The 23,478-nt window shown below is 70.1% G+C and carries 23 protein-coding genes and 2 pseudogenes; 9 read left to right on the top strand and 16 right to left on the bottom strand.

Features of this window, described 5'->3' with window-relative positions; translation table 11 throughout:
- Positions 1–73 precede the first annotated feature (73 nt).
- Together F7Q99_RS42065 and F7Q99_RS34290 are read right to left on the bottom strand one after the other, a co-directional pair.
- Positions 74–200, bottom strand: a pseudogene (locus F7Q99_RS42065) (alkene reductase); the annotation flags it as partial.
- Positions 201–388: 188 nt separating this feature from the next.
- Positions 389–1,303, bottom strand: a complete 915-nt coding sequence (locus tag F7Q99_RS34290) for a glutaminase (protein WP_153469109.1) — start codon at positions 1,301–1,303, stop codon at positions 389–391.
- 158 nt (positions 1,304–1,461) lie between these two features.
- Here F7Q99_RS34290 and F7Q99_RS34285 point away from each other — a divergent pair, with 158 nt between their 5' ends.
- Together F7Q99_RS34285 and F7Q99_RS43830 are read left to right on the top strand one after the other, a co-directional pair.
- Positions 1,462–1,803 carry a hypothetical protein gene (locus tag F7Q99_RS34285; protein WP_153469106.1) on the top strand — a complete coding sequence of 114 codons (342 nt, stop codon included), beginning with the start codon at positions 1,462–1,464 and terminating at the stop codon, positions 1,801–1,803.
- A gap of 204 nt (positions 1,804–2,007) precedes the next feature.
- Positions 2,008–2,454, top strand: a complete 447-nt coding sequence (locus tag F7Q99_RS43830; RefSeq protein ID WP_407697912.1) for an SDR family NAD(P)-dependent oxidoreductase — start codon at positions 2,008–2,010, stop codon at positions 2,452–2,454.
- A gap of 112 nt (positions 2,455–2,566) precedes the next feature.
- Here the strand turns inward: F7Q99_RS43830 and F7Q99_RS34275 are convergent, their stop codons facing one another.
- The 6 genes from F7Q99_RS34275 to F7Q99_RS34250 all read right to left on the bottom strand — a co-directional run bounded on the left by F7Q99_RS34275 (position 2,567) and on the right by F7Q99_RS34250 (position 10,704).
- Positions 2,567–5,176 (bottom strand): TniQ family protein, encoded by a 2,610-nt coding sequence (locus tag F7Q99_RS34275; protein ID WP_153463676.1) that lies wholly within the window; start codon positions 5,174–5,176, stop codon positions 2,567–2,569.
- Entirely contained in the window at positions 5,173–6,309 is a 1,137-nt protein-coding gene (locus F7Q99_RS34270) for an ATP-binding protein (RefSeq protein ID WP_153463678.1), read from the bottom strand. The genes F7Q99_RS34275 and F7Q99_RS34270 overlap by 4 nt, the downstream gene beginning before the upstream one ends.
- Positions 6,306–8,477, bottom strand: a complete 2,172-nt coding sequence (locus F7Q99_RS34265; RefSeq protein ID WP_326846940.1) for a helix-turn-helix domain-containing protein — start codon at positions 8,475–8,477, stop codon at positions 6,306–6,308. The genes F7Q99_RS34270 and F7Q99_RS34265 overlap by 4 nt, the downstream gene beginning before the upstream one ends.
- Positions 8,474–9,226, bottom strand: a complete 753-nt coding sequence (locus F7Q99_RS34260) for a TnsA-like heteromeric transposase endonuclease subunit (RefSeq protein ID WP_153463685.1) — start codon at positions 9,224–9,226, stop codon at positions 8,474–8,476. Before F7Q99_RS34260 ends, F7Q99_RS34265 begins: the two co-directional genes overlap by 4 nt.
- A gap of 102 nt (positions 9,227–9,328) precedes the next feature.
- Positions 9,329–9,553, bottom strand: a complete 225-nt coding sequence (locus F7Q99_RS34255) for a hypothetical protein (protein WP_407697903.1) — start codon at positions 9,551–9,553, stop codon at positions 9,329–9,331.
- A gap of 329 nt (positions 9,554–9,882) precedes the next feature.
- Positions 9,883–10,704: an alpha/beta fold hydrolase gene (locus F7Q99_RS34250; protein WP_153469103.1), complete on the bottom strand. Its 822-nt coding sequence runs from the start codon at positions 10,702–10,704 to the stop codon at positions 9,883–9,885.
- A 290-nt stretch (positions 10,705–10,994) separates the two neighbouring features.
- On the opposite strand from F7Q99_RS34250, the gene F7Q99_RS34245 reads away from it, so the two are divergent.
- On the top strand, positions 10,995–11,798 hold the full coding sequence (locus F7Q99_RS34245; protein ID WP_153469100.1) for a helix-turn-helix domain-containing protein: 804 nt from the start codon (positions 10,995–10,997) through the stop codon (positions 11,796–11,798).
- A gap of 174 nt (positions 11,799–11,972) precedes the next feature.
- Complete coding sequence (locus tag F7Q99_RS34240) at positions 11,973–12,590, top strand: TetR/AcrR family transcriptional regulator (RefSeq protein ID WP_153469097.1); 618 nt, start codon at positions 11,973–11,975, stop codon at positions 12,588–12,590.
- A 59-nt stretch (positions 12,591–12,649) separates the two neighbouring features.
- Here the strand turns inward: F7Q99_RS34240 and F7Q99_RS34235 are convergent, their stop codons facing one another.
- Positions 12,650–13,105: a cupin domain-containing protein gene (locus tag F7Q99_RS34235; protein WP_153469094.1), complete on the bottom strand. Its 456-nt coding sequence runs from the start codon at positions 13,103–13,105 to the stop codon at positions 12,650–12,652.
- 84 nt (positions 13,106–13,189) lie between these two features.
- Here F7Q99_RS34235 and F7Q99_RS34230 point away from each other — a divergent pair, with 84 nt between their 5' ends.
- The 3 genes from F7Q99_RS34230 to F7Q99_RS34220 all read left to right on the top strand — a co-directional run bounded on the left by F7Q99_RS34230 (position 13,190) and on the right by F7Q99_RS34220 (position 15,077).
- Positions 13,190–13,390 (top strand): SDR family oxidoreductase, encoded by a 201-nt coding sequence (locus tag F7Q99_RS34230; RefSeq protein ID WP_230211144.1) that lies wholly within the window; start codon positions 13,190–13,192, stop codon positions 13,388–13,390.
- 309 nt (positions 13,391–13,699) lie between these two features.
- Positions 13,700–13,846, top strand: a complete 147-nt coding sequence (locus F7Q99_RS34225; protein ID WP_153469088.1) for an RICIN domain-containing protein — start codon at positions 13,700–13,702, stop codon at positions 13,844–13,846.
- 250 nt (positions 13,847–14,096) lie between these two features.
- A complete protein-coding gene (locus F7Q99_RS34220; protein ID WP_153469085.1) occupies positions 14,097–15,077 on the top strand; it encodes an alpha/beta fold hydrolase in 981 nt (326 codons plus the stop codon).
- Between the two features lie 162 nt (positions 15,078–15,239).
- Here the strand turns inward: F7Q99_RS34220 and F7Q99_RS34215 are convergent.
- Positions 15,240–15,743, bottom strand: a pseudogene (locus F7Q99_RS34215) (ABC transporter ATP-binding protein); the annotation flags it as partial.
- 92 nt (positions 15,744–15,835) lie between these two features.
- A complete protein-coding gene (locus F7Q99_RS34210; protein ID WP_153469082.1) occupies positions 15,836–16,192 on the bottom strand; it encodes an STAS domain-containing protein in 357 nt (118 codons plus the stop codon).
- Between the two features lie 355 nt (positions 16,193–16,547).
- On the opposite strand from F7Q99_RS34210, the gene F7Q99_RS34205 reads away from it, so the two are divergent.
- Positions 16,548–18,257 (top strand): GAF domain-containing sensor histidine kinase, encoded by a 1,710-nt coding sequence (locus tag F7Q99_RS34205; RefSeq protein ID WP_326847465.1) that lies wholly within the window; start codon positions 16,548–16,550, stop codon positions 18,255–18,257.
- Between the two features lie 27 nt (positions 18,258–18,284).
- On the opposite strand, the gene F7Q99_RS34200 is transcribed toward F7Q99_RS34205, so the two are convergent.
- The 5 genes from F7Q99_RS34200 to F7Q99_RS34180 form a co-directional block, all read right to left on the bottom strand.
- Entirely contained in the window at positions 18,285–18,689 is a 405-nt protein-coding gene (locus F7Q99_RS34200; protein WP_153469079.1) for a pyridoxamine 5'-phosphate oxidase family protein, read from the bottom strand.
- 113 nt (positions 18,690–18,802) lie between these two features.
- The gene (locus F7Q99_RS34195) at positions 18,803–19,501 is read right to left on the bottom strand and encodes a response regulator (protein WP_153469077.1); all 699 of its coding nucleotides are present in this window, start codon (positions 19,499–19,501) and stop codon (positions 18,803–18,805) included.
- Between the two features lie 172 nt (positions 19,502–19,673).
- Complete coding sequence (locus F7Q99_RS34190) at positions 19,674–19,970, bottom strand: hypothetical protein (protein WP_153469074.1); 297 nt, start codon at positions 19,968–19,970, stop codon at positions 19,674–19,676.
- 81 nt (positions 19,971–20,051) lie between these two features.
- Positions 20,052–20,687: an Rv1733c family protein gene (locus F7Q99_RS34185; RefSeq protein ID WP_153469070.1), complete on the bottom strand. Its 636-nt coding sequence runs from the start codon at positions 20,685–20,687 to the stop codon at positions 20,052–20,054.
- A gap of 58 nt (positions 20,688–20,745) precedes the next feature.
- A complete protein-coding gene (locus F7Q99_RS34180) occupies positions 20,746–21,618 on the bottom strand; it encodes a universal stress protein (RefSeq protein WP_153469067.1) in 873 nt (290 codons plus the stop codon).
- A gap of 431 nt (positions 21,619–22,049) precedes the next feature.
- Here F7Q99_RS34180 and F7Q99_RS34175 point away from each other — a divergent pair, with 431 nt between their 5' ends.
- A complete protein-coding gene (locus F7Q99_RS34175; protein WP_407697911.1) occupies positions 22,050–23,471 on the top strand; it encodes an amino acid permease in 1,422 nt (473 codons plus the stop codon).
- Positions 23,472–23,478 lie beyond the last annotated feature (7 nt).

Here is a 23,478-nt window from a genome sequence, read left to right as displayed (position 1 = left end):
CTGAAGGGGCAGAACACCGACACAGCCAAGAGGTTGGACCGGAAGGGCCGAGCCCGACGGGTCGTGTCAACGGCTTATCGACTCCCCAGAACGTCCAGCCCGGCGAGAGGCGGATGCCGGTCCTGGCCTTGCCGACGGCCTTGACGGTGGCGGGACGCCGCCTCTACGCCGAAACGGATCCGGTTGGCCACCCTCCTTCCGGGCCCGCCCTCGGCCAGCCCCGCCTTGCCCCACCGCGTGTCTCGGCCGCACCGCCCTCCGCCAAGCAGCGGGACCCGACCCGCCGTCATCCCTGGGGGCCTGTGTCTCGTTTTGACCCAGCCCTCGGGGATGCACCTCTCGAGTGCTGTGCCCGGACTCGTTTCGCCGGCCAGCGGGGTATATCTCCTCAGAAGATGGACCAACCGGTGACGGTGGTCAGGGTGTCGAGGGCGGTGATGCCGGCGATGGAGTTGCCGTGGTCGTCCAGTGCGGGGCCCCAGGTGCACAGGGTGCAGCGGCCGGGGATGACGGCGATGATGCCGCCGCCTACGCCGCTCTTGGCGGGCAGGCCCACGCGGTGGGCGAACTCGCCGGCGGCGTCGTAGGTGCCGCCGATCAGCATGACGGCGTTGACGCGCTTGGCCTCGCTGCGGGTGAGCAGGCGGGTGCTGTCCGCGCGCACGCCGTGCCGGGCCAGAAAGCCGGCGGCCAGGGCCAGGTCGCGGCAGTTCATGGCGAGGGAGCACTGCCAGAAGTAGTGGTCGAGAACGTCGGGGACGGGGTTGTCGAGCCGGCCGTGGTCGGCGAGCAGGTGGGCCAGGGCGGCGTTGCGGTGTCCGTGGCGGCTCTCGCTCCAGGCGACCTCGGCGTCGAAGTCGATGCGGGGGTTGCCGCTCTCCGCGCGCAGGAAGTCGCGCAGGGTGCCGCGGGCGTCCCCGGTCAGGGTCAGCAGCCGGTCGGTGACCACCAGTGCTCCGGCGTTGACGAACGGGTTTCGCGGGATCCCCTGCTCACGCTCGAGCTGTGCCAGGGAGTTGAACGCCGCGCCCGAGGGCTCTTTGCCCACCCGGCTCCACAGCGCCTCGCCGTCGGCAGCCAGTACCAGGGCGAGGGTGAACACTTTGGACAGCGACTGGATGGAGAACGGCACCTGCCAGTCCCCGGTCCCGCGCGGTGTCCGCGAGTCGGTGTCCGCGATCGCCAGGCCGAACCGGTGCGGGTCTACCGCGGCCAGCGCCGGGATGTAGCGGGCGACCCGCCCCTGCGCCAGCGCCGGCTGGACGGCGCGGGTGATGCGCTCGAACAGGTCTCGATCGTCCATGTCACCCCCATGGGCGGGACGCCGTTGTCCTGCCGGGGACCAGCATGCGCCGGGCCGCTGGATCGGGGAAGAGCGCCTGAACGGGGCGCGAGGCACTGCCGACCGCGCTATGGTGACGTTCAGGCACGATGCACAACCCGAAAGTGACGGTCCCTCGGATGCTGAAGCACCTCCCCCCAGCCCAGGAACCCACCGGCGCACCATCAACCGGCTCGGCAAGCTACTCCACCGAGGCGACGCCGCGCCCCATCGTCATCAAATGCATGGGCCGCCGCTACCGGGCCACCGGGGCCGATGGAACGCTGACCATCACCGACGTCACCGACATCACCCGACCCGTTCCCCTCGGCACTGCCCACCCGGACGGCGCCGGCACCTGGCAGGTTCGCACCGCACGCCGCAGCTGCCGCACCCCGGCACGAGACCTGCCGGACGCAATCGCCCTGCTGCACGAAATCGCCTGGCCGACCCGCACCCTGTGGCCGCAGGCGCCCAGCTGACGCGTCGGCATCGCGCTTGCTCCGCCGCGACGGGTGGACACCCCGAAGATGGGTCTGCCTATCGAAGGAGGTCACCGCCGTACTCGACGGGCGTATCGACATGCTGGCCAACAACGCCGGCCTGTACCGGGGCGATCGCCATCGCGGACCTGACCGACGGTCACCTCGGCGCCATGCTCGCGGTCAACAAGCGCGCCCAACGTCCTGGTCGGGGCCATCGCTCCGACTATGGCCGAGCGCGGCAGCGGAGTGATCGTCAACATCGGCTCATGGACGGCCCGGGCCAGCGGATCCTTCGCGGCCGTGTGCACCGCGACCAAGCCGGCCGACGAGCAGCTCACACGCGGCTGGGCCGCCGAGTACGGGCTCCACGGCGTGCGGGTGAACGCGGTCGCACCTGATGTCACCCTCGCTCCTGGCAACGAAGCCCACCGCGCGATTCCCGACGCGGTGACCGCTGCGACACCCGCCGGGGTGGTGATCCAACCCGATCGCGCGGTGGCATCCAGCAGTACGGGGCATCCTGGACGGCATCGTCCCCGGCTACGCCTTCCCCGACCCGTTCACGGTGCTGGACGTCACCACCGACTGCCGGCTGTTGGACCGGTTCTTCGCCGGCGCGGGCGCGTTTTTCCGAACAGCAGGGCCTAGTCTGAACCGACGTCACGAGGACCGCCCGGCTATAGGGTCCGCGACTGCATGCGCATCGCATCCTGCGGGAACGTCGAGAGTCGAGGCTGATGCGCACTGGCTGTGTCCGCTGTCAGTGCGCACTACGCCTCCCTGGCTGCGGTTCGCCAGTAACTGTCTGTGATGAGTGGCGGTCGAGCAGAAGTAGCAGGAGCTCGGCTTCTGCGAGGAGCTCACGGCCGGGAGCGGTGGCCGCGAGCGGGCTGGTTCTCCATGTGATCACGGGGAATCCTGTCGTCTTCTCGATGGCGTTGATCTGGTAGCGCAGGACGCTGTCGCGCAGCCCCAGTGCTTTGGCTGCCGCCGCAACGTGTGGCTGTCCGGGGAGTTGGATCAGATGGCGGAGTCGTTGAACGCAGTTCGGGGTGCGGTTGACGGCTGCCATGGTCGGCGAGAGCTGGATGTCGAGCGGTGCGAAAGGGTTGGAGTGCAGCCCCGGGGTGTTCCGGGGGATTTCGTACTTCTTGATCAGCTTGATGACTGGGTTCTTGTGGAGACCGAGCTCGCGTGCGATGTCTGGGGCGCTTCGGCCCTTGATGCGGTACTCGGTTTCGAGCCAGTCACGGTCGATAGTGCGTTCGAAGACACCGTTGGGACGACGCTGCGGGGTCGAAATTCCTGCTTCTCGGAGGGCTTGGCTGACCGTGCTGCCACTGCAGCCCGCGAGTCGGCCTATCTGAGCTGTCGTCATCTTCTGCTTGATGTAGCGATCGTGTAGCTGGTCGGGAGCGAGCGGGCCGACTCTCGGGACGCCCTTGCCTCTGGTGCGGCCGGTGGGTCGGCGGGCCGGCTTGGGTGAGGGCGTGATGGTGATGCCGAGGCTTTCGCAGTAGAGCCTGAAGTGGGTCGTGGTGAGACCGAGCTCTCGGACCAGGAGGGCTTCAGAGAAGCCCGCTGCCGCAAGGTGGGACGCAAGACCGTGATCGATGTTGTCGCTGTCGAATCCCGGCCAGGTGTCGACGGTGGCCCAGTCGTCCGGGGGTTCCCAGCGGACCGGCTCGTCGATCCCGAATCGCTCCAGATTGGCCTCGGCTTGGTCATGGAGGAAGTCTTTCAACGGTCGAGGCATGTGTAGCCGGAATCGGTGATGAGTCGTGATCTTGTCCTGGACGGATTCCGGAGAAGAGCCGAGGAGGAGGTCAAGAAGATGCCATCGGATGAGCCTCGTTCGGGCGGGCTCGGAGTCCCAACCGAGCTTGGTGGAGATGGTGTTGAGGGCTGGGAGGTCGAGTCGGATGGTGTCCTCTCGGAAGAGCCTGCGGCGGCGGGCGTAGTCGATGGGAGCCCCCTGTTCGTCAATCGCCCAAGCCAGTTGAGCGATCACGGAAGCCAGCACGTCCTGGGGGTAGGAGTCCAGCATCCTGCGCGCCTTGGCGTTGGGCTTGTGGTCCAGGAGCGCGGTGGCGGGGCCATAGTCCAGGCGGGTGCCGGGAAGCATGAGCAGGGTGCTGGCGGCTCGTCGGAACCTGTCAGCTGACCGGCCATTGGCCAGGGCGGGTGTAAGGAGGCGCATGGTCCAGGACGGCCAGAGCTTGTCGGGCAGCGAGGCAGCCCGCCGACGGATCTGGTCTTGGGTGAGGCTTCTCCAGTAGGGACGGGGTGCGGCAGTGCCGTAACGCACTCGTGCGATGAGGGTCAGGTCGGCATCGAGGCGAGCCAGGGCGTATCCGGAGAGGTGCGGGCTGGCTCGTCTCCAGGCGGTGGCGCGAGAGCTCGGACTGGAGCCGTCCTGAGCGGTGCTCAACTGGTCGCTGGTCTTGAGGATCCATTCGAACAGCTTCGGGTCGGCCGGTGTGGGACGTGGGTCGGCCAGGCGGGCCAGCGCCGTCCCGATGGCGATGCTGCGGACGTCGGTGGCGTCCTGGGCGTGAGTCTGGATCGGCATTGCGCCACCGGTCTCCTCCAGCACCTGGTGGACGACCCGCGGTGCTGAGCCGAGGTCGGTAGCAAGACCGGCAAGGGATCGCCAGCCCAGGGAGTACATGTCGTGCAACTGCGTTCGCGCCGAACCCGGTTGGGAGAAGCGGTCCTGGAGCAGAGCATCGACGTGCTGCTGAGCCTGAAGGACCAGGCCGGATGCCGGCAGAATTTGGGCAGGTGACTGGGCGAGCGAGAATCCGCAGGCGACGAGGACTCGGCGGCATCCTTCGGTGCGGTGCCGGCCTCGGGTGCAGTGCGCCGGTTTCGAGGGGCCGCCGACGCGGGTTCCCTGCGCGCGGACGAACTGCTCGCAGGCGGGGCATCGCTCCAGCAAGAGACGGCGGTGCCGCAGGCAGGCGAACGACCAAGGCTGGCGCCAGGCCAGCAGCCACCGGCCGCGGGTGTCGTCCAGGCAGGCCGGGCAGAACCGGCTGTGGGTGCCGTAGTACCGCCAGGTCGGAGGACGATTCATGCCGTCCTGGCCTGACTTGAAGGTGACCGTCAGCCCTTCATAGGGTTCCAACGTCATCGCGGCGAGCTCCTGTGGGCTCAGCCCGGTCACCTGGCTCAGGATCTCGCGTTCACTTCCGCTCAGGCGTTCGGTCATGCGTGAGGGGCGGGACCCCCGGAGCCCAACGAAGGCCATGAAGACGTGGGTGGTCACCCTCAGCCGCCGTGCGTATGCCTCCAGCCAACTGTCCAGTGCTTCTCCGGGCAGAGGAGGCACCCAGATCGGGATCCGCTGGTCGGTCCACTCCTTCATGCCGACTTCCTTCGACGCTGCGGCTTCGGCGCCGGGTGTGTGGTCAGAAGACCGGCTTCGATTGCTGCCTGGAGTTCCTTGCGGGCCTCCTCGGCAGCGGCGTCGTTCTTGACCTGGTTCATCAGGTCTATGTCGAGGCGCTCGCGACCGGATCGGATCGCGCGCAGGCAACCGCGGTTGATGAGTGCCATGAGTGAGGCAAAGTGTCCGGTGGAGCGGGCGTAGAGGTAGTCCGACAGGTCCCGGGCGAGCATCCCCGGGTACTTATCGGTCAGGACGAGCTTCTGCTCGATCGTCTTGAGCAGGGTCTGCCACTCAGTTCGCCCCTGATCGTGTTCGATCTGGAAGGGCGCCAGGGTCAGTGGGGTGGTGCGGCGCCCGAACTGGGCGAGCTCCGTCTGCTGGCCGGAGAATCCTTCACGCAGCACACCGCGATGTTGGACGCCGACGCCGACGTAAATCAGGGTGACGGGGAAGACGTTCGCCAGGTACTTCAACTGGTTGGCCATGCGGACCGAGTTGGAGTTCACCCCGGCGAGGAAGTGGATATCGTCGATGACGATCGCGGAGGTCCTCATGGACAGCACGGCGTCAACGGCCCGTTCGGCCAGTGTGTCGGCGTCTCCGGTGACAGGCAGGCCGTAAAAGCGGCAGATTGCCGCGTTCAGCCCCCGGATCCGGGTGTTGCCGCTCAGCGCGATGTAGATGATGGGGACTCTGCGGTGTCCGCTGGGTGTGGTCTCCCCACGCAGGGCCACTTGTTTGCGGAACAGAGCACGTCCGTAGGCCCGAACCGCCGTGCTCTTGCCGAGCCCCGGATAGGCGTCCACCAGGGCCGCCGGCTTGGTCTTGTCGCCGTCCTGCCGGTTCGACTCGACGATCTCCGCCAATCCATCGTGAAGGGAGAGGAGTTGGGGTGTTTCGATAGGGCCGATGTTGGCGTGCCATACCTCCCGGCCGTCGTTGTGCACCAGCAGCTCCCGGGGTGACAGGTCGGCGAGCTGGGCACGGGTGAGCTGCTCGGGCTGGATGCGGTCCGGTCCGTTGACCTCCTGCAGCCAGCCCGCCAACCGGGTGGGGGTGTACTGGCGGTCATCGCCCTCGAACGGCTCGATGCCAGCCTCCGTGCTCAACGGATGTCCCAGACGTCGGCGTAGTAGTCGTCCTCATCGATCTGGGCGGCGCCGTCGCCGGGGAGGGCAGCGTCGCACTCCCCGTCCTCGTCGTCGTCCCCGCCCAGATCCGCGTCGCCCGGCGCGACCAGGTGCAACTCCGGCGCGGTTTGCTGGTCTCTGCTCTCCACCGGGGCGTTCAGGGCAGCCAGGCGGCGCACAGAAGGAAGGTCGGCGACGGCGTCGGCCGGGGCGTCCTCAGTGACCAGATGCAGGCGTTCCTGCGAAAGTCGCACCGCCATCCGCCGCTCGGTGCGGTCTGCGGTCAGCCCCGTGCCCCAGCGTTCCAGCAACTCGATCAGGGCGCGCTTGGTGTCCGGGAACCGGTGTGTCTTGGCCGCGATTCGCCGCGCGTACTTCAACGCCTCCAGGCTGGCCGGCCCGTTCAAGGCCGGGGCGTGTTCCCAGTCCAGCCGATGCCATAGGTGCGGGGCTTTCGGGTCCTGGAAGTAGATCTTCCTGATGTCGGCGCGGTCCACCCCGACCGGCCACTTGCCGGCATGCTCGCCGCGGTGCGCGCTGATCTGGTTGCGGTAGTCGTTGAGCCCCGGGCCGTTGTAGCGCAGCCCGTTGACTTCCACCCCGTAGCGGTGGATGGGGCACCACTCCTCCTCCAGGAACTCGAACGCGAGCCCCGGCCGGGACGGGATCCGCAACGGTCCCGCCCTGGTCACCCCGTGTTCGAACATCTCCAGCGGGCTCAGCTTCAGACCCGGGACCTCCGGGATCGTCAGCCCTCGGTGGACCCGCCTGTGATAGATCAGCGTGATCCACTCGCGGATGATCGCCTCCAGCTCGTCCAGGAAGAAGTACGCCTCCTCCTCGACCTTCTCCCCCCGACTGTGCACGTCCGGGCCCTTGTAGCCGGGCAGTGCCGCCAGCAGGCCCTGGTTGAGCGTTTTGAACCACCGCTCCACCGGCTTGTCGGTGGGCGTATACGGACGCGCCGGCTGCAGAGAGATGTCGAGTTTCGCGCAGACGCTCGCGATGTGGTTCGAGACGTAGACCTTGCCGTGGTCGTAGATGATCGTCTCCGCGGCGACAGGCGGCAGCAGCGGTTGGCCGTGGGCGTCCACCAGCTTTTCAGCGTCCAACACCACGGTGGATGGGACGCCGCAGTACGGAAGCGGCTCGCCCCGGTCGTCCGGCACTTCGCGGGGGCGGATCGTCTCGAACAGGACGCCGGCCACATCCGTCGACTTCGTCGACACCGGTGTCAGCCGCAGTCCGGTGATCACCTTGCTGTAGAGGTCCATGGCGATGGTGAGCTCGCACCGCACCCACCTGCAGGTCACCGGCTCCATCGCGAAGACGTCCAGGCTGTTGGTGTCCAGCACGACGTACTCACCAGGACGCGTCGCGCGCAGCCTGCCGTAGACCCCCTGCGGGCTGTTCGCGATCGACCGCTTGCCCTTCGTGCTTCCCTCGAACGCGTTCGTCCCTCGGCCCAGCTCGCGCAGCAGGGCATAGCCGGTTGACTGCTTCGGGATCCGCACCGCATCGCGACCGTACTCCTTGGCCAGACGCTCCTCGATCTCCATCAGCACCAGACCCCGCACCGGGCGGCTGGACTTCTCGTATCCCTTGATCACCGATCGCGCCATCTCCACCCAGCGCGGATCCGCCCGGTCCAGGACGCCTCGGGCCTGACGCTTGCTCACCAACCCCGCCGGGCCGGCTTCCTCGACCTTGGATACCCAACGGCGCACCGTCGCCGGGTCGACTCCCAGCTCTGCGGCCTTCGCCCGGTACCGGTGCATCAACGGCACCCCCGGGGCGTAGTCCGGCCGCGGCTCGCCTTCCAACGCCAGTTCGGCAGAACCCAACTGATAACCGCAGCGGACCTCCTGGACATGCCGGAACCGGACAGTGAGCGCATCGTCCTCAGCGCCGCTGAGACCACTCAGCAGCACTGCGGCCGCCGGCTCTGCAGGCGGAGCCTCCACCAGGAACTCAGTCGAGGGATCGGCCAGCAGTACCGAGAGGTCGACCTGCCGCCACGAGGGGCGGCCGTGGGCCGACGACTGCTGCAGCAGGACCCGGCGGCCCTCGATCTCCGCGATGGTGAACTGCTCGCCGTCGTAGGTCAACGGCAGCCCCGGTCGAAGAGTCGTCGTCCACGTACTCACGCGGACCTCCGCAGAACCCAGTCGCCGCTCAGGGGGCGGGACAGATCAGTAGTCAGGCGACCGGACCACACCAGTGCCAACAGTGCAGGACGCGCCTCGTGATCCGGCCGTCCGGCCGCCAGCCGACGCTCGGCGACCCCGAGCCGGTCTCCGTCCCGCACGCACTCCCATGCGCGCTCGATGTCGGCCTCCGGGACCAGCCCTGGACGGCGGTAGGCCGCGAGGAATCGGACGTTCTCCAGCAGCACCCGATCCGCTCCGGACCAGATCTCGTACTCCCAGCCGTGCCGCCCGACCAGTTCACCCGGCCAGGCCAAGGCTTCCGCGATCTTCGGATCTGCGGCCCGGTCAGCAGGTTTGACGTTCACCACCCGCACCACGCCCGAGTCCATGACCAGCAGGAAGTCGGGCACGTGCCGACGTACCCGGCCACCGACCCGGGCCGTCAGATGGCAAGGCTGGGCGTAGATTCCACGCACTGCAGGATCCATGTCGGCCAGGAGAAGTCGCGCGAGCTCCAGACGGCTCTCATAGACCACTGGGCCGGCCATCGTCGCCGATGCGTAGCGCCCCGAGTAGTGCGTCTGGCCATGGACGGAGCGGAACTTCCTCCACGGCACAGACCAGGTGAAATCCGCTAACCGCAGGTCTCCGAAAGGGACCTTCCGCACCGATGCGTCGTCGTACCGGATCGACGCGATCGGCTGTTCGTACTTCCCGCGGACTCGGGCTGGACTCTGAACGATCATAGGAGGGACCTTAGTTACCGTCCGGAGTCGATGCGCAGCGAATCCTGGAATTGCGTATTCACTGCGCATCTCACGTATCCATTGCGCATTCATCCGTGGAACCTAGACCGGCACGCGCCAGTGGTGGCCGGAGAGTTGGGCGGCCCACATCCGGGCGTAGCGGCCGTCGGCGTCGGCGAGCAGTTCGGTGTGGGTGCCGAGTTGGGCGACGCGGCCGTCGTCGATCACCGCGATCTGGTCGGCTCCGACGACGGTGGACAGCCGGTGGGCGATCACGAGGACGGTCCTGCCGGCCACCAGGTTGTCGATGGCCTGCTGCACCACCACTTCGGACTCGGTGTCCAGGGCCGCCGTCGGCTCGTCGAGCAGGACGATCGGTGCGTCCTTGACGACGAGAGCTTCGACTGGCTGATCGCCTTTGCCGACCGCGGCCTGCGCGCGCGGTGGGATCGCTGCCGAGGTGCCGACACGAGGCCAACCAAACGTGTGGCGCGACGACTTGGTCGCCCAACGGGCGTGCGAAGACCGGGAGCGCCTCGACCGCTCGTCCGGCTCCTGGCCTCCCGCGCGCGGTGGCCTTCACGTCGACGCGCGATCTGCCGCTGTGCGCCGGAGCTCTGCGGCGAACTCCGGCGTCCAGCCGATCGCCTGGCAGATCAGGCTTGGCCGGGCTTGACGACCGCGTCGACGAATTCACCGACGGCTCCGAGTGTGGCTTCGAGTTGTTCGATGTGCGGGAAGTGGCCGGCGCCCGCCACCGGGACGAAGTGGCCGCCCGGGAGTGCGTCGGCCCAGTCCCGTCCGTAACCGGCCGGGGCGATGCCGTCCTGCTCGCCCCAGACGACCAACGCCGGCACGGTGACGCGGTGCAGGCGGCGACGCAGCTTCGGGTCGTGCGTGAAGGCGTGGCCGGCGTAGGTCGCCAAGGCCTGCTGGTTGCCGGCCATGACGGCGCGCTGGTCCTCGGTGAAGGAGGCGAAGTCCGGGCGGAACGCCTCGTTCGCGAAGGACAGTTTGCCGATCTCCCCGGGGGCGACGGTGCGGACGTCCAGGACCTGCTCCTCCCCCTTGGCGCGGATGCCGACCGCGTTCAGCAGGACGAGGCACCCGATCCGGCCGCGGGTGTCGCGCAGAGCCATCTCCGCCGCGATCCAGCCACCCAGGGAACTGCCCATCACCATGACGCCGGTCAGGTCGAGTTCGTCGAGCAGGTCGAGGTAGGCCTCGGCGAGATCGGCGACCGTGTCGAACCCGTCCGGCCGCGGCGTGCCGTCGAAGCCGGGGTGGGTCGGGGCGATCCCGTAGACGTGCCCGGAGAGCGCGGTCGCGATACCGGCCATCGTGCGCGGTCCGGCTCCGCCGTGCAGGTACAGGACTGCGCTGCCGTCGGCGTTGACTCCGAACTCCTGGATGGCGATCGACATCCCGGTGGGGAGAGTGATGAGGCGTGAGGTGTTGGTGGGTTTAGGGGTGCTCATGATGCGGACTCCCTGTCGCGACTTCGTGAGAGCTGACTCTCATGAGAGTAGGCGGGTACGATTCCTCATGCAAGTCCACTCTCATCATGGGAGTATTGGCGCATGTTCTCGTCGGTCTCGGGGCAGCGGTGCGCGGAGCGGAGCTTGGTGCTGTCCGGGCGCTTCGCGCGACCGAGACATGGCCGGGATCCTCCGTTGCGGCCGTGGTCCCGGAACCGGAGGATCGGTGGGGTGAGGGCTTGGCCGATCAAGGCCACGCGGACGCCGCCGCCACGATGCGATGAGGTGCGATGAACGGCGACCGATCTGACGCCGGCGGGGCGTTCCGTCTGGATTCCACGATTCCCGGCGGTGTTCCCCGGGCATTCGACGTCTTCCTGGGCGACTGGCGGACGCACGTCGGTGACGGCTTCCCGATGCCGGGCTTCACCTCCGCAACGATGGCGGACTTCCGCGTCAGCGCACGCGCGGCCAGGGTCGGCGATGTGGCGATCACCGACATGATGGGCGCCTCGGCCCTGCGGACCGCGGGTGCCCTGCCCGAAGCCGAGGACCAGGTGCGGCTGTACGCGGTGTACCGCGGTGCGTGGACGCTCGGCGACTCACCCCGCCACAGTTCCCATACGGTCGTGGCCGGGCCGGCGAAGGCCGTGGCCCTGGGCCGCTTCGACGACGTGGAACCCCGACTTGCCCCCGCGCTCACCCAGGCCGCCAAGGACATCGCCGACAGTCTGCTCGCCGATCCCGGACTGTCCGCGGCGATGCTGGCGGGACGGCTCAACGTCTCCGTGCGCACGTTGCACCGAGCCTTCGCGACGACGCAGGAGTCCGTGACCGCCTACATCCGCCGCCGACGACTCGAGGAGGCCCGGCTCGCCCTCTCCTCGCAGCCCGGCAGGCCGGCCATCTCGGAAATCGCCGCCCACTGGCAGTTCGCCGACAGCAGCCACTTCTCCCGCGCGTTCAAGAGGCAGTACGGACAGGCGCCCACCGACTACGTCCGTTCCGGCGCTCGGCTGTGCGGGCACACCGGCCGGCATGGCACGGGTGCAGGGAGATCGGCTGAGCCGGGAGGGCCTCGGCCTGCTGTGTGACATCGCGGGCCCCTGCTCGGACGGTGCACCTGTCGAGGATCAGGTGATCGCGACGCCATTCACGCCCCCACGCTGTGAGAGTATGCTCTCATGAGGGAAGAGGGCTCGCGTCAGTCGGGCGCGGATCTTCCCGGCGAGAGGCCGGGGCCTGCGGGTCACACGGGCGGGAGGAACATGGAGACGCCGGCAGTGGGTGGTCGCGCCAACCAGAAGTGGCGCACGCGGACCGCGATCGTCCAGGCGGCGGCAGAGCTGGCCGGTACGGGCGGTGAGGTCACCATGCCGGAGGTGGCGAAGGCCGCCCGGGTGTCCGAAGCCACGGCCTACCGCTACTTCCCCGACCTCGCCAGCCTGCTGGCCGAGGCCATCGCCGACCAGCTGCCCCTGCCCGAGCAGGCGCTGGCGCACGTTGGGGAGAGTGTGGACGTCGTGGAGCGGGTCGCTGCCGCGACCGACTACCTGATGCGTCACATCCTGGCGCGTCAGGGTGCGGTCCGCGCCATGATCGCCGCCACCGTCGTCCGCCCGGGGGAGGTCGCTACCCGCCCCGGCCTGCGGTTCGGCCTTATCGACCAGGCGCTGGCGCCTCTCGCGGCGCACCCGCAGGGGTTGGACGCTCGGGCGCTGGCGCAGCTCAAGCGCGACCTCTCCGTGGTGATGAGCGCAGAGGCGCTCTTCACGCTGACCGACCTGGTGGGTCTCGATCCCGAGGCGGCGGTCGCCAGCGCCGTGCACACGGCCACGGTCCTTGCCCGGGCCGCTGTCGTGAACGGCGGCGGGGTTCAGGGCTGACGCCTTCGGCTCTTCGGGGAGCCTGCGGCGACCGGACCGTAGCCGGCCGTGGCCGACGCTCAGACGTCGGTGGCGACCTCTGTCGCGTAGCGGCCCATGACCGCGGCCACGGAATCCGGAGTCATCTGCCGGCCGCCACTGATCATGTCGCGCAGGTCCCGGAAGTACTGCACGTACAGGTCCGGCGTGAACGTGTTGAGCATGACGAGTGGCTCGTCTCCCAGGTTGGCGAAGGTGTGCGGGGCTCCAGGGGGCACCATGACCAGCGTCCCCGGGGAGGCGTCGTGCGTGGTGTCGCCGACGGTGAAACGGGCTGTGCCCGAGATGATGTAGAACCCCTCGTCGTGCTGGGCGTGCCGGTGCTGGGGCGGCCCGTCCGTGTGCGGCGGGATGGTGATCTCCGCGATCCCGAGGCGGTGCGCGGTGGTCGCGCCGCTTTCGAGGACGCGGATGCGGGCGGTTCCGAGGTCGATCACTTCGCCGCCACCAGGGCCGACGACGGAGACATCGTTCATGGCTCACTCCTTCACGGATACCGGCGAGTTCGCCGGTATGCAGCCAGTTCATGATGAGAGTACACTCTCATGACGGGAGCTTGGTTGCTAGAGCTCACTGCCGAGGCACCGGTGGTCAGGTCGTTCGCGGAGCGCATCCCCCTCGGCAGGGTCGCGTGCCCCGAGGAGATCGCCTCCGTGGTCAGCTTCCTCGCCGGTCCGGAGGCCGGCTATGTGACCGGTGTTCAACTCCCCGTCGACGGCGGCCTCAGCGCCGCCACCGGACAGCCGCGCATCGCTCCATGAGCCTCCTACCGCATGCGGTGACCGTGTGGCCCCCGACGGGCCCCGCAGAACCTCGCCTCCTTCCGGGCAGCACTGGCCGACGGGCCGGACGGCGAGTCGCGCCGCGCCCGCCTGCGGGAACTCCAGCACACCCAGCGCACCGAATGGCAGCACCACGACATCGAACTCGGCTACGGCTACGGCTACGAGAGCGGTGCCCTTCTCACCGACGGCACCCCGCCCCGCCGACGCGACCCGGCGGGACTCGACCACACGCCCAGCGCACGGCCGGGCGAGCGCGCACCGCACGCCTGGTTCGACCGCGACGGGGTGCGCGCCAGCACCCACCAACTTCAGTCGGGCCGTTGCCTCGACGACCCGTCCGGCCAGGTCGCGCAACTCCAGATCTGGGACTGCAACTTCGGGGGGAATGCGAACCAGCACTGGGACATCGTCGGCTACGACGGGACGATGTAGAGCCCCGAACGACCGTCCGCAGCGGAAGAGCGGCACAGCGGCGGACGCTGCTGTCCCGGGCGCCCGAGGACGCGTGGTCAGCGGTCCTCGGGCGCCCGGGGTGTGGGAAGGAATTTGCCGAACCGGCAAGGGGGGCTGACCTTCCGGCCGGATCGCGCGCATGATCGGCAGCGGGGCGTACGGAACAGGGCCGATCCACCCGCTCCAGCCGTCCCGGAACACATCGGCCCCACGTTCTCGGAGAAGACGCATGCTGCAGCACGACACAGAGCTTTCACACCGGCTGGTCCCCTCGCCGGGCGGACGGATCCACCTGGCGGAGCAGGGAACCGGGCCGCTGGTGCTCCTGGTCCACGGCTTCCCCGAGTCCTGGTACTCCTGGCGCCATCAGCTGCGCGCACTTGCCGAGGCGGGCTACCGCGCGGTGGCCGTCGACGTACGCGGCTACGGCCGCTCCTCCAAGCCGACCGCGACCGACGCCTACCGGATGCTCGACCTCGTGGAGGACAACGTCGCCGTCGTCCGGGCCCTGGGCGAGGAGACAGCCGTGGTCGTCGGCCACGACTGGGGTGCGACCATCGCCGCGCACAGTGCCCTGCTGCGCCCGGAGGTGTTCCGCGCGGTCGGGATGCTGAGCGTTCCCTACACGCCGCCCGGTGGGCCACGCCCCGGCGACGTCCTCGCCGCGATGGGCGGGAACGAGGAGTTCTACGTCTCGTACTTCCAGCAGCCCGGCCGCGCCGAGGCCGAGATCGAACCCGACGTGCGCGGCTGGCTCGCAGGCTTCTACGCGGCCCTGTCCGCCGACACCATGCCCGAACCCGGCGCCCCCGACCCGCACTTCGTCAGCCGCGGCGGGACCCTGCGCGACCGGTTCCCCACCGGTCGGCTGCCCGGCTGGCTCGGCGAGCGGGACCTCGACGTCTACGCCGCGGAGTTCGAGCGCACCGGCCTGACCGGAGCGCTCAACCGCTACCGGAACATGGACCGCGACTGGGAGGACCTCGCCGACCTCGCCGGCGCCCCGATCACCCAGCCCTCCCTGTTCGTCGGCGGCAGCCTGGACGCCTCCACGACCTGGCTGGCCGACGCGATCGCGGCGTTCCCGGCCACGTTGCCGGGCCTGGTTTCCTCCCATCTCCTCGACGGCTGCGGCCACTGGATCCAGCAGGAACGCCCGGAGGACCTCAACCGTCTCCTCGTCCATTGGCTCCACGCCCTGCCCGCCTGAGCTTGACTCTGAAGCTTCTATAGATCGTCAAGCTGTAGGAGACGGACCGGGTATGCCGCTGGATGCGCTGGTCAGGTGGTGGTAGACCTCGCGCGCGACGAAGCGCTTGAGGCACCTGAAGATGTCCTTCGTTTTGAGTCCTTCGAGGGTGCGCCGGGCGACGACCTCCTCCATCAGGGGGTCGAGCCCGGAGGTGGGCTCGTCCAGGAGGAGCAGTTCGGCGTCCGAGGCGAGCGCCGCGACCAGGGCCACCTTCTGACGGTTCCCCTTGGAGTAGGCCCGGCCCTTCTTCGTGGGGTCCAGTTCGAAGCGCTCCAGGAGGTCGGCCCGGCGGCTGGGGTCCAGTCCGCCGCGCAGCCGCCCGAGCAGGTCGATGACCTCTCCTCCGGTGAGGTTCGGCCAGAGCGTCACGTCCCCCGGCACGTAGGCGAGGCGACGGTGCAGGGTGACGCTGTCGCGCCACGGGTCCCCGTCCAGGAGTCGGACGGTGCCGGCGTCCGCCCGTACGAGGCCGAGCAGGATGCGGATGGTGGTCGACTTGCCGGAGCCGTTGGGCCCCAGGAAGCCGTGCACCTCCCCGGGGGCGACGGTGAGGTCGAGCCCGTCGAGGGCCCGGGCTCGGCCGAAGGCCTTCACCAGGCCGGACACTTCGATCACTGATGTCATGGGGGGGCGAGCCCTCCGTTCGGATGTGGTCGTGGTGGGCCGATCGAGGAGCGGCCGCCGTGCCGGTGCCCGGGCGCACGCCGGTTGGCGGGTCAGGGCCGGGCGGGCGGCGCGAACTCGCACGGCACGGTTCGGTGCAGGCCCAGCAGTCGCAGCACCTTCGCGGGCTGTCGGGAGACGCCGCGCAGAAGCAGCCGGGTGCCCGCTGCCAGGCGCCGGTTCACCTGCAGGAAGGCGTTCGCCCCCGAGCTGTCGCAGAAGCCGACCGCGGAAAGGTCGAGCACGAGCTCGTGATCGCCTTCGCCTGCCAGGCCCAGCAGCGACGGGATCAGCTCGGATGCGGTGAGCACGTCCAGTTCGCCGTGCAGCCGTACCACCGTGGTGCGGGCCTGCGGATCGCGGGTGACCGAGTGGATCAAGCCGCCCGTGACTGGGGCGGGTGCGGTCATGACCGCCTCTGCCGTTGTGCTCACCACAACCTCCTGGAAGTCTCGTCGTCCCTGGCGGCCTGCCCGGCCGTGCGGTCGCCCTCGGGGCGGGCGGTCTCGTGCCGCACCGAAGCCAATCAAGTGCCGGGCGGTACGCGGCAGATCCGTTCGGGCCCGGGTGGGCGGGCCAGTGGTCCCTGTATCGAGATGTTCGGCAGGCCGGGTGCATCCCGTCGGGACGGCCCATCGATCGGCCGCGCCGGTTCGTGCCCTGGCCTGGGGCCTTACGGGACCGGAGACGGGGCAGGGCCGGACTGTCGGTGGAGGGCTTCTGCGACAATCGACCGGCCGGTAACCAGGACGGAAGGAGGCTCGCGTGGGCGGGGACGGGGTGCGGTCGCGGATTCCGCAGCTGCGGCTGGACGAGTTGCTGGAGGAGCTCCAGGCGCGGATCGACGCGGCCCGGGGCACCCGGGACCGGGTGCACAGCCTGCTGGAGGCGGTGCTTTCGGTCGGCCGCGAGCTGGACCTGACCCAGGTGCTGCGGCGGATCGTGGAGGCCGCGGCGGTGCTGGTGGACGCGAAGTACGCGGCGCTCGGCGTGATCGGGCCGGACGGCGAGACGCTCTCCGCCTTCCTGACCGTGGGCCTGTCGGAGGAGGAGATCGCGAAGATCGGCTCCTACCCGACGGGCCGGGGAATTCTCGGCGAGCTGATCCGCAACCCCGAGTCACTGCGGCTGGGGAACCTCTCCGAGCACCCCGCGTCGTACGGCTGCCCGGTGCACCACCCGGTGATGCGAACCTTCCTCGGCGTGCCGGTACGGGTGCGCGACGAGGTCTTCGGCAATCTCTACCTGACGGACAAGCGGGGCGGCGAGGAGTTCGACGCCGACGACGAGTCCGTGATCGCCACTCTGGCGGTCGCGGCCGGCGTGGCAATCGACAACGCCCGGCTGTACGAGGAAGCCCAGCGCCAGCAGCGCTGGCTGAGCGCGAGCGCGGAGATCACCCGCGCCCTGCTGTCCGGGGGGTCCCGCTCGGAGGTGCTGGAGCTGATCGCGCAGCGGGCCCGGGAGATCACCGGCGCCGACCTCGCCGATGTCTCCGTGCCGCTGGCCGGGACGGACGCCGTGCGGGTGGAGCTGGCTCTCGGTGGGGACGCGGTCGGCCGGACGGGCCTGGTCGTGCCGTTGGCGGGGTCCTTGTCGGGTGAAGCCTGCGCTTCAGGCGTGCCGGTGACCACGGCGGATCTGGCCGGTGAGCCGCGGCTGTCGGCGGGGGCGGGCCGGTTCGAGGGGCTCGGTGCGGCGGTCGCGGTCCCTCTGGGCCGGGCCGAGGGGCAGATCGACGGTGTGCTGCTGCTGGCCAGGGAGACCGGCGCGCCCGAGTTCACCGACCGCGAGATCGGCCCGCTGCTGGGCTTCGCCGACCAGGCCGCGCTGGCCCTGGAGCTGGCGGAACGCCGCCGGGACGCCGAGCAGCTGGCGATGCTGGAAGACCGTGACCGGATCGCCCGCGACCTGCACGACCTGGCCATCCAGCGGTTGTTCGCGACCGGGATGACGCTGCAGAGCGCCGCCCGCTTCATCGAGCACCAGGGCGCGTCGGACCGGGTGCTCCGTGCGGTCGGGGACCTGGACGAGACGATCAAGATCATCAGGTCGACGATCTTCGGGCTCCGCGCTCGTGAGGAGCGCTCCGGCCAGGGCCTGCGGGCCAGGGCCATGCGGGCCGTCGAGCAGGCGCAGGCGGTCCTGGGCTTCCCGCCCCGGCTGAGCATGGAGGGTCTGCTGGACACCGACGTGCCGGCGGAGATCGCGGAACACGTCGTGGCCGTCCTGGGGGAGGCGCTGAGCAATGCGGCCCGGCACGCGAAGGCGGACCGGGTGGAGGTCGTGCTGGGCGCTACGGGGCAGCAGGTCGTGCTGACGGTGCAGGACAACGGTGTCGGCGTTCCCGATCAGGGGCGGCGCAGCGGCCTGCGCAACCTCGCCGAGCGAGCGGAAGGGCTCGGGGGCGTGTTCGAGCTGATCAGCCCTGCGGAGGGCGGTACTCGACTGACCTGGTCCGCCCCGTTGCGGTGAGGCGGGCCGGCCGGGGCCGCGGGCCGGTCACACCTCGCACGCGGGTGAAGCGGGCAGGGAACGCCCGGACACCAGTTCCGGACGGATCCGGATGGTCACCCAGTCGGCCGTACTCAGGGGGGCGGGAACGGGATGGCTCGCCGCGATGTCGGATGTGACGCCGGCCCGGCCGAGGACAGTGACGCTCCATCCGCTGCCGTCGGTCTCGCTCAGCTCGCTCGCCTCGAAGGCGACGACTGCGTCGGTGACGGCGCGGGCGATCTCGGAGCCGGCGTTCGTGTGGAGCAGGACGCTGCCGTCGGCCGCGATCCGGTACCGGACCGGCATCACGGCGGGTAGGGCGCCGACGGTGTAGACCAGGCGGCCGACGGCTGTCCCGCCTAGCAGTCTCAGGCACTGCGACTCGTCGAGTGGAGTGAATTCGGCTGTCATGGCATCCATGCTCGGCGGAGGCCGGTCGGCCTGCGAGGGTCCGATGGTCCCTCGCAGGACTTCTGGCGGTCCTGCTGTGCGGGGGCCTGTCGGCCCAGGGGCATCCCCCGGGATCAGACGGCCGTGCGGGCTCCCGCCTGGTCGCGTCCAGACAGTACCTGGGTGGCGATGATGGCCGCCTGGACTCGGCGTTCCACGCCGAGTTTGGCGAGCAGGCGGGAGATGTGGTTCTTGACGGTCTTCTCGGCGAGATAGAGCCGCTGGCCGATCTGCCGGTTGGTCAGGCCCTCGCCGACCAGGGCGAGGATTTCCCGCTCGCGGTCGGTGAGGTGCGGGCCGTCGGACGGCTGCTGAGCGGCCTCGCCGCGCAGTCTGGCCATCAGCCGGGTGGCGGCACCGGGGTCGAGCATGGACTGGCCGGAGGCCACGGTGCGAACCGCGGAGACGAGGTCGGTGCCGCTGATCTGCTTGAGGACGTAGCCGGCGGCGCCGGCCATGATCGAGTCGAGCAGCGCCTCCTCGTCGTCGAAGGACGTGAGGATCAGGCAGGCCAACTCGGGCATCCGGGACCGCAGTTCGCGGCAGACCGTCACGCCGTCGCCGTCGGGCAGCCGCATGTCCAGGACCGCGACGTCCGGCCTGAGCGCCGGCACGCGGGCGAGCGCCTGCGCCACGGTGGAGGCCTCGCCGACCACCGTGAAGCCGGGCTCCGCGTCCAGCAGGTCGTGCACGCCTCGTCGTACGACCTCGTGGTCGTCCAGGAGGAACACCTTCACCGGGTCGCCCGCGCCCGCCGCCGTGTTGTCCGCCATCACCGCTCCGTGCTCGATGCCTGTCCCCAGTGGCAGGTCATGCAGATCTCGTCGCAGTCTGCCGGATGCCGGGCGGAGTCGATAGGGCCGGAGGGCCCTAATCGTGAGGGGTGTCGGGACGGTTGGCCGGGCCGCCGTGTGCGCGGGTCGGCCGCTCGCGTGCCGGGCTCCGTCAGGCTACGGCGGTCGGCGCGGCGGTGGGCTCCGGTACCAGCCGATCTGTCGGTGGTACGGGCATGCGGCGCGGAGTGGGGAAGCCTACGGGGCCGTACCCGACCCTCAGCAGCATCTGAGGTGCGCCGCGATGCGGGAGGGATCGGGCCAGCCGGTTGCGCAGGTCGGGCCATTCCATGGGCTGGTGGAGCATCGACGCGTGCAGCCCGTGGAGGATGAGGATCAGCAGGGCGTGCTGCAGGGCCTGGCCCGCACGCAACCAGTCGGCGGGCCGGTCACTCCGGGTGGCGAGCATGAGGAGGTGCGGGTCGGATTCGTGCGGTCATGGGATCGTCTCCTTCAGAGGGGCCGAAGTGGCTGGGCGTGGTCGGCACGGTCAGCCCGTCCGGTTGTCACGCGAGACCCGGCCGCTCCACACGGGCTCCAGCAGTGCCCAGGAGTGTTGCCATGCCAGGTCGGCCCGGCGGTCCAGGACGTCCAAGCGGATGCCGAGACCGGCGACGACGAGGACGCCGAGGCCTCCGAGGATGAACAGTCCGAGGCAGGCCGCCTTGGCGGCGACGGTGGCCGATCCGGGCGGGGGAGACACGGATCGGCCGGTGTCGTCGACCCGTATGCCGACGGTCGAACCGGGGGCCGTGCCGCCCGGCACCGGGACGGCGCCCGTGGTGCGCTGCCCGGCGGGGTAGGCCCAGGCGGCATCAGCCTCGTACCGCCACCCGCCGCTGCCGGCGCCGGACTGTCGCCGCGCCGGAGTGAGCACGACCGCCTGGACCTGGTGGAGGGTGGCGGCCGTCACCGAGGCCTGGTGCCGGACAACGGCGAAGTCGACCGCCGCCGCGCCCGTGCCGCCGAGCACGGCAAGTCCGATGCCGAGGACGGCCAGCACCAGGGCCCGGCTGCGCGAGCGGTCGATCGGGCGGACCATCGGATTCCGGTCCTTTCCGAGCGCCTGCCGCAGATGGTGGCGGAAAGGCGGCACCGGGTCGGCTTGCTCGGGTGCGGTGGTCACTTCCGGTACTCCTTCGTGGACGGTCTGGCAGATGGCGGCGTCCGGAGGGCGCTCGATCTCAGGGGTGGGGGATGACCGCTACCGGGGTGGTGGAGTGGTGCAGCACGGCGTGCGCGACGGGCCCGAGCAGCGCGCCGACGTGATGACGGCGCTCGCGCCGGCCGATGACGACCAGCTCGGCACCGGCGGCGGCGTCCAGGACGGCCCTCGCCGCGCCCCCGAGCCGGATGTCCTCGACGACGGTTACGCCAGGGTGCCTTGCGCGTGGGCCCGCGAGGTGCCCGGACAACAGGGCCGACTCCGTGCTCTTCTGTGCCGGGAGATCCACGGGTGGCAGGACGACTCCTCCGAAGGCCCAGGCCGGGACCGGGTCCCAGCCGTGGACGGCGCGCAGGGTGGCGCCGTGGCGTTCCGCCTCCGTGAAGGCGAAGTCCAGGACGGCTTCGCCCGGTTGGCGCGAGTCGATCCCGACCACGATTTCGCCCGTGCCACGGGCGAAATCGTGGTCGGGAGACTTTCCGCGGACGAGGACCGTGGGGACCGTGGCGCGGGCGGCGACCGCGAGGGAGACCGAGCCGACCAGCAGGCCGGCGAAGCCCCCGAGCCCTCGGGAGCCGAGGACCAGCATCTCCTGCCCCCGTGCTTCGGCGATCAGGCCGTCGACCGGGTCGTCGGGCCGCACGGCAACCTCCACCGCCAGACCCGGGTGGGCGAGGCGGATGCGGTCGGCGACGCGGGCGAGGGCGTCGAGCGCGGCCGGCCTGAGGTCACCGGGGTTCGACCGGTCCACGTTCTCGCCGCTCAGCCAGGGCCAGACGTGGAGAAGGCACAGTGCCGATCCGAGTCTCTGAGCCTCCTGCGCAGCCCATACGGCGGCGGCCTCGCTCTGCGGTGAGCCGTCGAGTCCCACCATGACCTGTCGTGTCGTCACGACCGCTCCTCACTTGTCGCTTTGGGCCGGGGCCGGGTGCCGACCGGCTGTGCGCAAATCTCCCGTCGGGCCGAGCGGGAGCCAAGGGACTGACGGGACCCGGTGGTGGGCCGGTGGTCCCTGCGGGACGCGGCGGGCGGTGCGTCGCGCGCCGGTGCGCGCCGTGACTCCTCGGGACCATCGGGCGGGGGAGGCAGGGACCGCTGGGACGGGAGAACGGGACTGTCGGCCCATGGGATGTGCCGCCCGCCGATCCGAAGATCTTTCTCGGCGGGTCGCGGCGAAGGCCGGGCCCATCCGCACGGTTTCAGCACTTGGCAAAGGAGCCTCCGATGTCCGTACACGACCGCGGAAAACCACCGGCGAGCACAGCTGGGGACGGATCGCGAGGCAGGAGCGGCACGTTCGGGCTTCCAGCCGCGACCGCGCTGGTGGTCGGCAGCATCATCGGTACCGGCGTGTTCGCGCTGCCGTCGGCGCTCGCACCGTACGGGCCGATCGCGCTGGTGGCGTTCGTCCTGGTGACCGTCGGGGCGCTGGCGCTCGCGGTGACCTTCGGGCGGCTGTCGGAGCGGGTGCCGGGCAGTGGCGGGCCGTACGTCTACGCCCGCGAGGCGTTCGGCGAGTTCGCCGGGTTCCTCACCGCATGGTCGTACTGGATCACGGCCTGGGCCGGGAACGCGGCCATCGTGGTGGCCTGGGTCGGCTACGTCGAGGTGTTCGTCAACAAGGGCCACCACACCGGGGCCTCGATTGCGATAGCGCTGGTGGGCCTGTGGCTGCCCGCCATCGTGAACCTGACCGGTGTGCGCAGCATCGGGGCGTTCCAGGTGGTCACCACGGTGCTCAAGTTCCTGCCGCTGGCGTTCATGGCCACGGCCGGCCTGCTGTTCGTGAAGTCCGGCAACTTCGGGGCCTTCAACGCGAGTGGCGGCTCGGCGCTGGGCGCCGTCTCGGCGGCCGGGGCGATCGCGCTGTTCAGCTACATCGGCCTGGAGACCGCCTCGGTGGCGGCCGGGCGGGTGAGGGATCCGGAGCGCAACGTGCCTCGGGCGACCGTGTACGGCACCCTGGCCTGCGCGGCGATCTACCTGCTCGGCACCCTGGCCGTGTTCGGTACTGTCCCGCACGCGCAACTCGGTTCCTCCACGGCGCCGTTCACGGATGCGATGAACGGCATCGCGGGCGGGCACTGGGCCGGGAACCTGGTCGCCGTCGCCGCGATCGTCTCCGGGCTCGGGGCGCTGAACGGCTGGACGCTGATCTGTGCGGAGATGCCGATGGCCGCCGCCCGCGACGGACTGTTCCCGGCCGCCTTCGCCCGTACCCGAGGCCGTGGCGAGGTGCCGGCCTTCGGCATCGTCTCCGCGACGGTTCTCGCGTCGGTGCTCACCGTGATCAGCTACACCCGGTTCACCAAGGTGTTCACCGAGATTGTGCTGTTGAGCGTGCTCACCGCCGTCATTCCGTACCTGGTCTCGGCGGCCGCACAGCTGTACTGGCTGGCGCTGCGCGGCCGGGAGGTGCCGGACCGGCGCCGCCTCGCCCGCGACACGGCCGTCACCGTCCTGGCGCTGGCCTTCTCGTACTGGTCGATCCAGGGCAGCGGCTACCAGACCGTCTACTACGGCCTGTTCACCATCCTGCTCGGCATCCCGGTCTACATCTGGCTGAAGCGACCGCAGGCCCGACCCGCGACCGGCGCCCTCACGGATACCGGCACCGACACCCGACCGACCGACATCCGTCCGGCCCATCGTGACGCACCGCCCGCCAAGGCGGCCCGCACCGCCCGCCCGGTCGGCTTCACCACCATCGTCCTTCGCGCACTGACGCCACGTCACCAGCACTGAAAGCAAG

The organism is Streptomyces kaniharaensis, assembly GCF_009569385.1.
GTDB classification, from domain to species: domain Bacteria; phylum Actinomycetota; class Actinomycetes; order Streptomycetales; family Streptomycetaceae; genus Kitasatospora; species Kitasatospora kaniharaensis.
This window is presented reverse-complemented; position numbering and strand designations above follow the sequence as displayed.